Below are 7,675 nucleotides of genomic sequence, written 5' to 3'. Positions count from 1 at the left end.
ATTGTGTATGCCCCTTTGCTACACGGCTGCACCACGGTGATGTTTGAAGGCAAGCCAGTCGGTACACCGGATGCGGGAGCGTTTTGGCGCGTGTGTGATGAGTATAACGTCAGCATCTTATTCTCGGCGCCTACCGCCTTTCGGGCGATTAAAAAACAAGATCCAAACGGTGATCACCTTGCGCGCTATCCAATGACATCCTTACGCACGGTGTTTATGGCGGGCGAACGGCTTGATCCACCGACATTGGAATGGGTGGAAGAAAAGACCCAGCGACCCGTGGTGGATCACTGGTGGCAAACCGAAACTGGCTGGGCGATTGCAGGCAATCCATTAGGGTTAACCTGCTTTGCGACCAAGCCCGGCTCGGCAACCATGCCAAGCCCTGGCTATCAAGTGCAGATCCTTGATGAAATGGGCGAACTGGCGGCGCCAAACCAGCAAGGATACATTGCCGTAAAGCGCCCTCTGCCACCTAGCTGCCTGCCGACGGTGTGGCGCAACCACGATCGTTTTGAAGCCGGCTACCTCAGCCAGTTCCCCGGCTATTATGTTTCCGGTGATGGGGGTTACATGGATGAAGATGGCTACGTGTTTGTGATGGGACGGATTGATGATGTGATTAACGTCGCAGGTCACCGTTTATCGACCGGCGAAATGGAAGAGGTGTTAGGCAGCCATGAAGCGGTCGCCGAATGTGCGGTGGTGGGCATGCACGATGAGCTTAAAGGCCAATTGCCGCTCGGCTTAGTGGTGCTGAAAGACGGCTTTGTCTCAGTGAGTGGCGAGATAGAACGGGAATTGGTGCAGCGTGTGCGTGACAGAATTGGCGCAATTGCTTGCTTTAAACAAGCAGTTATCGTCGATAAGTTACCCAAAACACGCTCAGGTAAAATCTTGCGCCGAATTATTCGCCAAATGGCGGATGGCGAGTCGTATCAAGTCCCCTCGACCATTGATGACCCTAGCAGTTTGGAGGCGATTGCCTCGGCGTTGTCATCGTAAGCTTTGTTATTCAAGCTTTATTATTTAGGCCTTGTTATTCAGGGCTTGCTATTTAGAGCTTGTCATTTTGGAGCTTGTCATTCTGAGCGTGACAATAGGTGCGACAACGCGTGGTATCACAGCAATACCACGCGTTAAGATAAGAGCGCGCTTATTGAGTGATGCGCGGGCTTATTGAATCAAACACGCAAACCCTTTGAGGTAGAAACCTTCTGGATAAGCACTGTGAGTGGGGTGATCCGCGGCTTGTGCAAAGCGTTCGATAAACTGCACGTTTTTACCCGCATCTAATGCCGCGTCCGCCAAGATCTTTTGGAATAACCCTGAGTCCATTAGCCCTGAACATGAATAACTGAGCAGCACACCGCCTGGGTTTAGCAGCTGCATGGCGAGCATATTGATATCTTTATAACCGCGGCATGCGCCGGTCAGTTGTGATTTCGATTCGGCAAACTTGGGCGGGTCCATCACAATGACGTCAAACCGTTCGCCTTGTTCGCGATAAGTGCGCAGCAGCTTGAACACATCGGCATTGACAAATTCCGCGCGGGTAAGATCAAAGCCGTTACGTTCGGCATTGGCTTTGGCTCTATCGAGCGCCGGCTGCGACACATCGACATTGATAATCTGTTTGGCATTACCTTTTTGCGCATACAAGCCAAAGCCGCCCGTATAGCAAAAGCAGTTCAGTACACGTTTGCCATCCATGTATTTCACCGCTTGTTCGCGACTATCACGCTGGTCGAGATAAAAACCGGTTTTGTGGCCATTGGTAATATCAACCTCAATTGCCACGCCATTTTCTTCGATGATGACGGACGCAGGCGGCTCCTCACCGTGCAGTACACCCACACGAGGCTTGAGACCTTCTTTTTTACGAATGGCCACATCCGAGCGCTCGTAGATATGACAATCTGGGAACTCGGTACGCAGGGCGGTGACCAGATTATCACGCTGGGCATCCGCGCCGGCGCTGAGCAATTGGCATACCAAGTAGTTATCGTACTTGTCGACAGTGATGCCGGGGACACCGTCTGACTCGGCGGCCAATAGACGGTAACCGGTTAAGCTATCACGCTCGGCGAGCATGGTACGCAGTGGCTTAGCCGCACGAATACGGGCGAGGAAAAAGTCACTGTCGATGACGGTTTTCTCAAAGCACCACATGCGTACCCGAATTTGTGATTGCGGCGAGAATGCCCCTAGGCCTAAAAATTCGCCTTGATGATCACAAACAGTGACAGTGTCACCTAATCCGGGCTTGCCTTCAACGCGGGTGATTCCTCGCGAGAAAATCCAAGGATGGCGGCGTTTGATTGATTTATCGCGGCCTTTGGCGAGATACACAGTGGCAGTCATGATGGTTCCTAACAATGGGTGGTGCAAAACACGTCAAAATGCTGCGTGAAGCACCTGCATCATGACGTGACTTGCGGATAAAGCAAAAAGGGCGGGTATTGTCGAGCAAGGCTGACGGCATTGCAATAAAAACGCGCCCAGAGTAGGGCGCGCGATAAGGGGAATGATGGAATCAAACCATGGCGTTAGGTGCGAAGCCCTGCCACTAAGGTTTTAAGCTGGTGGGCTTGTGCGCCAAGTTCGCTCACTTCGGTAGCGGAATCACGCAGCATTTGGGCAACCTGGGTAGACTGGCTGCGTACTTGCTCCACATCTTGCGAAATCGTACCCGCAACATTACCTTGCTGCTCAGCAGCGGCGGCAATTTCGGTGCTGCGATCGGCAATGGTGCCACTGCGCTCAGCGATTTGGCTGATCTCCGTATCAATCTCTTGCACCGCCGCTTCACTGGACGACGCATTTTCAACTGTGCCTTCCATCACCCGGCGCAGCTCCGCGGTATGCGTTTGCAGTGACTCAATCATCGACTGAATATCTACCGTGGACTCTTGGGTGCGACTGGCCAGTGTGCGTACTTCATCGGCCACCACGGCAAAGCCGCGGCCTTGCTCACCGGCACGTGCCGCTTCAATTGCGGCGTTAAGGGCCAACAAGTTGGTTTGTTCACTGATGCCATTGATGGTGGTTACCACGGTACCAATTTGCTCGGCGTTTTTGCTCAGCTCGCTGACTTTATCCGCCGCTTGGGCAATTTCAGCGGCAAGGCCGTTAATCGCGCTCATGGTTTGTTGAACTTGCTGACGTCCCTGGTTTGCAGCCTCGGTGGCCTCTTGCGTTTGGGTCGAGGTGTCCGTGGCATGGCTGGCTACTTCGCGAATCGAGCCGGCCATTTCTTCGGTGGCACTGGCCAGTGAATCAAGATACTGGCGCTGACTCTCACCCAAGGCTTCACTTTCATCGCTACGCTGCTGCAGACTGGAGGACAGACCATCCATCATTTCCGCGCTTTCCTGGATCGYCTTCACCAAGTTTTGCTCGCGCTCGAGCACTTTATCGATAGTAACGGCAATTTGGCTAAACTCATCACGAACAGGGATAAAGTTCATTCGGTAACTCAGTTCACCCTCTGCTAGCTTTAATAAAGCTTGGTTCATGGTGTACATCGCACCGCCAATAAAGGTCATGATGTAGTAAATCAGCACCGCAATCACCAGCACCATACCAAGGAGCAGGCTCCAATCGGTGGCGCTCATATGGCTAAACAGCGAGCCGTCGACTTGGTAGGCAAGCTCATTGCCATTAAACGTAAAACCGGTTTGCTGGTTATTGAGTAAGGTTTGCACCTCGCCTTTCGGGAGGTCGTATTTTTCAACCATGGCTTGAATGGCTTGACCTTCCGCTTCCATTTTGTGTGCCACACGGGTATCCGAAGCAGCATCCAAGGTAAGCGCAATCACAACCATTGCGAGCAAGGGGAGGAAAAAGATAAGGTAAAATTTTTCTTGTAGCCGAAGGTGGATAAAGTATTTATCAATCCATCGAAACGCAACTTCTTTCATGACGCCATCCTGTCAAACGACTTGTCTCATGTAGCGTTATACAGGTGTCGTTTTGCAATGGGAATATAGCAGAGGTGACAGATGTCTCAAAAATGTGTCAAAGCCTATGTCACAGGTCACGTTCAGGGGGTTGGCTTTCGTTATCACACCGCCCATGAAGCGTTAAAGCTTTCATTGACCGGATACGCGAAAAATCTGCCGGATGGTCGCGTTGAGGTATTGGCCTGTGGCCGCGAGGAGTCAGTGGACGCGTTAATGACGTGGTTAGATAAAGGGCCACCGACAGCAGGCGTCGATCAGGTTGACAGAGAAGAAGCGGAATGGCGCGCCGTTGATGGGTTCGCCATCTTATAGCGTCTTAATAACAGGTCTCAATAATAGGTCTCAATAACATAGAGCCTAGTGCCAATCGTTACATGCGCCGCGAGGGTGTGGCGGCGCTTGATTTATCGGCCTCGAGACTTGTCGGCCTCGATCACTAGAGGCATTTAGCGGGCTTGGGTAAGCCTGCCAGTTTTGTTGCCTGTTTGGCTGGGCCTTTCGGGAACAGCTTAAACAAGTACTTGCTGTTGCCTTTTTCTGGGCCATATTCTTTTTCCATCGACTTAACCAACAAACGCACCGCCGGTGAGGTGTTGTACTCTTGATAAAAATGGCGGACAAAGTGAATCACTTCCCAGTGTGCCTCGGTCAGCGCAATGTTTTCTTGTTCGGCAAGCAGCGGCACCAGGGCTTCGTGCCAATCGTCCACATTTTTTAAATACCCTTGCGCATCCGTCGCAATGGTTTCACCTTCATACACCAGCATACTTTTACCTTTGTTCGTCATCTGACCGGACGTTATCGCTTTGACTAAGGCTGCAAAGCATAGCGAGCAGGGAGGGCGAGTGCAACTGGCGTTCACCTTGCGGGATGTGGCGCGCCGCACTGAGTGGGCGCGCTATGTAATCACCCGCTTTTAGGGATAAAAACGCAGCCATAAAAAAAGCCGGCGCGTGCCGGCTCTTTGTGCTTGTGACTGACTAAACCTTGGGGGTTAGTCGTCGTTCATAAAGCCAAGAATGCTTAGCATGTGAACGAAGATGTTGAAGATGTTCAAATACAGCGACACGGTGGCGCGGATGTAGTTGGTCTCGCCGCCATTRATGATGTTGCTGGTGTCATACAGAATAAAGGCTGAGAAAATCAGTACCGCGATGGTGCTAATTGCCAGGCTCAACGCTGGGATCTGCAAGAAAATATTCGCGACCATTGCCACTAATAGGGCAATCACACCGGCAACCAAGAAACCACCCATGAAAGAGAAGTCTTTCTTAGAGGTAATGGCATACGCCGATAGGCCTAAGAACACCATACCTGTGGTGGCGAGCGCCTGCATCACGATCCCTGGGCCGCTAGATAGGCTCAAGTAGTAGGTCAGCGTTGGGCCTAAAGAGGCACCTAAAAGGCCGGTGAACACGAAGGTCCATACAATACCGGCAGAGGAGTTCATGGTGCGTGGTAGCACAAAGAACACGATCGCCAACGCACCTAGGGTCATACCTAGCGACATCATTGGGCCGATGCCGACAGCGATAGCGATAAAGGCCGCGATAGCACTGGTGATCAGTGTCATCGATAGCAGTGCATACGTATTACGTAGCACTTTGTTTGTAGATAACGCACTCTGCTGTGACTGGCTGTGCGAAACGATACGATCGTTCATAACGTTCTCCCGGTTGGGTTAACAATCCATTTTTATATACGACAGTTATGCGGGCAGTCGTTCACTTTTTCAAGCTGCCCACGTCCTTAATCTAAACCACGACTGGCTTTTATAGGGTTAATAATACCTTATCCGCGCCTAGCACCGATGGTGAAGTTGTAAAGGGATGTTAACCCAGCCCTTAAAGCGCGAACAAGGTAAAGTTTGTTACATCAACCACTTCCACCAGACGAACACGGCCAAGAAACCAAATAAATAGACCAGCCCGGTGATTGCCAATGCGCGCATCGCCTTGCTCATGGTCACTTCGGGTGGTAAACGGTGCTTGGTCACCAAAATATAGTTTAATAGCGCGAAAAAGGGCGTGGTGACAAATGCCGCGACCATGGCAAAATCAAGCATGGTCAGCAGCGCCCCAGTCCAAAATGCTACGATAGCCAGTGCCAACACAGCGATCAGTACCATCCAGCCTTGTGTAACTGCGGGTTTTGTTTCTGCTTCTGTTTGCTCGCGTAATAACCGTTGCGATTCGGACACCACCCGCGCATAGCCATCGATTACCGTGATGGTGCTGCCGAAGATACAGAAAAAGGCGACCACCGCAATCAAATAACGTGACCACTCGCCAATGGTGGCGGCATACAAACTCACCAATTGATGAGAAAAGCCAATACCGGATTGTTTCAGTTCAACCCCGCTGCCGTGCAGAAGCAGGGCACCCAGTGATAAGAACACAATCGCCAATAGCGCGGTGCCAATGTAGCCGACGTTAAAATCAAACAGCGCCGCTTGGGCATTGATTGGCTCAGATTGCGCTTTGCGCTTGAGCCACACCGACGTAATACTAGAAATTTCAATCGGGGCGGGCATCCAACCCATGGTGACCACGATAAAGCCAATCGCTGTTACGGACCAAATCGACGGCGCATTAAAACTAGGCTCGACCGCGACTGGGTTACCGACCGCAACTGTAACCGCGACCAAAGTGGCGCAAGTTAGCGTTGCCATGATTACTTTAGCAAGCAGATCCAATGCCTTGTAGTGGCCAGCAATTAATATCACCAGGCAAGTGATCACAATAATGGTCGACAACACCGTTAGTGACAGATCAAACGGCACAAAATAGCTTAATAAGCTGACGCTAAATAAGGTCAAGGCAGCGGTGTTAATAACACCAGACACGGCACTCAGTGCAACAAACAGCCACAAGTAAGGGCGGCCTAAGCGCGCATAGCCTTCTACCAGCGTTTCGCCAGTGCCTGCGGTATATTGTACGCCTGCTCGAAAAAAGGGGTATTTAAATAAGTTAACGAGCAGGATCAATGCTGCGAGCTGCCAGCCATAAATAGCACCGGCTTTGGTAGATGCAACAAGGTGAGATCCGCCTACTGCCGCCGCGGCCATCATTATCCCTGGCCCTAAAGCGCGTAGGCGTTGCATCACCGACAAGCTGGGCGCTGTCTGGTGCGAAGAGACGGTTTGCATGGTTGTTTCCTTTATAATAATTGCGTTGTTGTGTTTGCTTAATTTTATGATTTAACGCTATTGCTTTTATATTTTACGCGTAAGGCCGATTTTTATCGTTTTGCCTTCAGTGTTTTTGTCAATAGCTACCCATGAATAGCATATGAGTTAAACGTGTCAACCAGTCTTGCCATATTTATTCAGCATAGGCGTCACGCTGGGTGCGAATGACCAACACCGCTAACCTGACATAAATATAAAGCGATAAACATCCGACCATTGTCTGAGAGAGAAGACAGCGCCGGAAAAGATCTTAGCAGGGTGCAATCAGGGCTGAATAAGTGTGATCTAAGATCAAATTCTGCTGGAAATGAGACTCCAATCACAATAGAATGCTCGCCCAACATGCGCTCTTTGCTCAGTGATAGGCAAAGAGTGGCTGTGTCGCGATTCGCGGCTGAAGAAAAAGCGTCCAAGGTAGGGCCCACCTTCACCGAACCCGCGGTACGATGTAACGCATGATGGAACCTCTTGCCTCCCCGGCAGCGTGTCGTACTCATCCGTACCGCAAGTGCAATACAAC

General features: G+C 51.0%; 7 protein-coding genes. 2 read left to right on the top strand and 5 right to left on the bottom strand.

What is annotated here, in order from left to right; genetic code table 11:
• Positions 1-1,005: AMP-binding enzyme (locus BZG14_RS14045; RefSeq protein ID WP_158011763.1), on the top strand; the 1,005-nt coding region annotated here is incomplete at its 5' end.
• Positions 1,006-1,176: 171 nt separating this feature from the next.
• Here BZG14_RS14045 and BZG14_RS14040 read toward each other — a convergent pair.
• Both BZG14_RS14040 and BZG14_RS14035 read right to left on the bottom strand, forming a co-directional pair.
• A complete protein-coding gene (locus BZG14_RS14040; RefSeq protein WP_077609026.1) occupies positions 1,177-2,364 on the bottom strand; it encodes a class I SAM-dependent methyltransferase in 1,188 nt (395 codons plus the stop codon).
• Between the two features lie 185 nt (positions 2,365-2,549).
• A complete protein-coding gene (locus tag BZG14_RS14035; protein ID WP_077609025.1) occupies positions 2,550-3,923 on the bottom strand; it encodes a methyl-accepting chemotaxis protein in 1,374 nt (457 codons plus the stop codon).
• Between the two features lie 81 nt (positions 3,924-4,004).
• On the opposite strand from BZG14_RS14035, the gene yccX reads away from it, so the two are divergent.
• Entirely contained in the window at positions 4,005-4,277 is a 273-nt protein-coding gene (yccX, locus tag BZG14_RS14030; RefSeq protein WP_077609024.1) for an acylphosphatase, read from the top strand.
• 124 nt (positions 4,278-4,401) lie between these two features.
• On the opposite strand, the gene BZG14_RS14025 is transcribed toward yccX, so the two are convergent.
• The 3 genes from BZG14_RS14025 to BZG14_RS14015 all read right to left on the bottom strand — a co-directional run bounded on the left by BZG14_RS14025 (position 4,402) and on the right by BZG14_RS14015 (position 7,113).
• Positions 4,402-4,731: a TusE/DsrC/DsvC family sulfur relay protein gene (locus tag BZG14_RS14025; RefSeq protein ID WP_025672953.1), complete on the bottom strand. Its 330-nt coding sequence runs from the start codon at positions 4,729-4,731 to the stop codon at positions 4,402-4,404.
• A 228-nt stretch (positions 4,732-4,959) separates the two neighbouring features.
• Positions 4,960-5,628: a Bax inhibitor-1/YccA family protein gene (locus tag BZG14_RS14020; RefSeq protein ID WP_046073363.1), complete on the bottom strand. Its 669-nt coding sequence runs from the start codon at positions 5,626-5,628 to the stop codon at positions 4,960-4,962.
• A gap of 207 nt (positions 5,629-5,835) precedes the next feature.
• Positions 5,836-7,113, bottom strand: coding sequence for an NRAMP family divalent metal transporter (locus BZG14_RS14015; protein WP_077609023.1), 1,278 nt, complete (start codon positions 7,111-7,113; stop codon positions 5,836-5,838).
• Between the last annotated feature and the right edge of the window lie 562 nt (positions 7,114-7,675).

This window comes from Salinivibrio sp. IB282, from assembly GCF_001995685.1.
GTDB classification, from domain to species: Bacteria; Pseudomonadota; Gammaproteobacteria; order Enterobacterales; family Vibrionaceae; genus Salinivibrio; species Salinivibrio kushneri.
This window is presented reverse-complemented; position numbering and strand designations above follow the sequence as displayed.

What these genes read in the sequence shown, in the direction of transcription:
- BZG14_RS14040 (WP_077609026.1), bottom strand. Translation starts at nt 2,364, where the DNA reads ATGACTGCCACTGTGTATCTCGCCAAAGGCCGCGATAAATCAATCAAA.
- yccX (WP_077609024.1), top strand. Translation starts at nt 4,005, where the DNA reads ATGTCTCAAAAATGTGTCAAAGCCTATGTCACAGGTCACGTTCAGGGG.
- BZG14_RS14025 (WP_025672953.1), bottom strand. Translation starts at nt 4,731, where the DNA reads ATGCTGGTGTATGAAGGTGAAACCATTGCGACGGATGCGCAAGGGTAT.
- BZG14_RS14015 (WP_077609023.1), bottom strand. Translation starts at nt 7,113, where the DNA reads ATGCAAACCGTCTCTTCGCACCAGACAGCGCCCAGCTTGTCGGTGATG.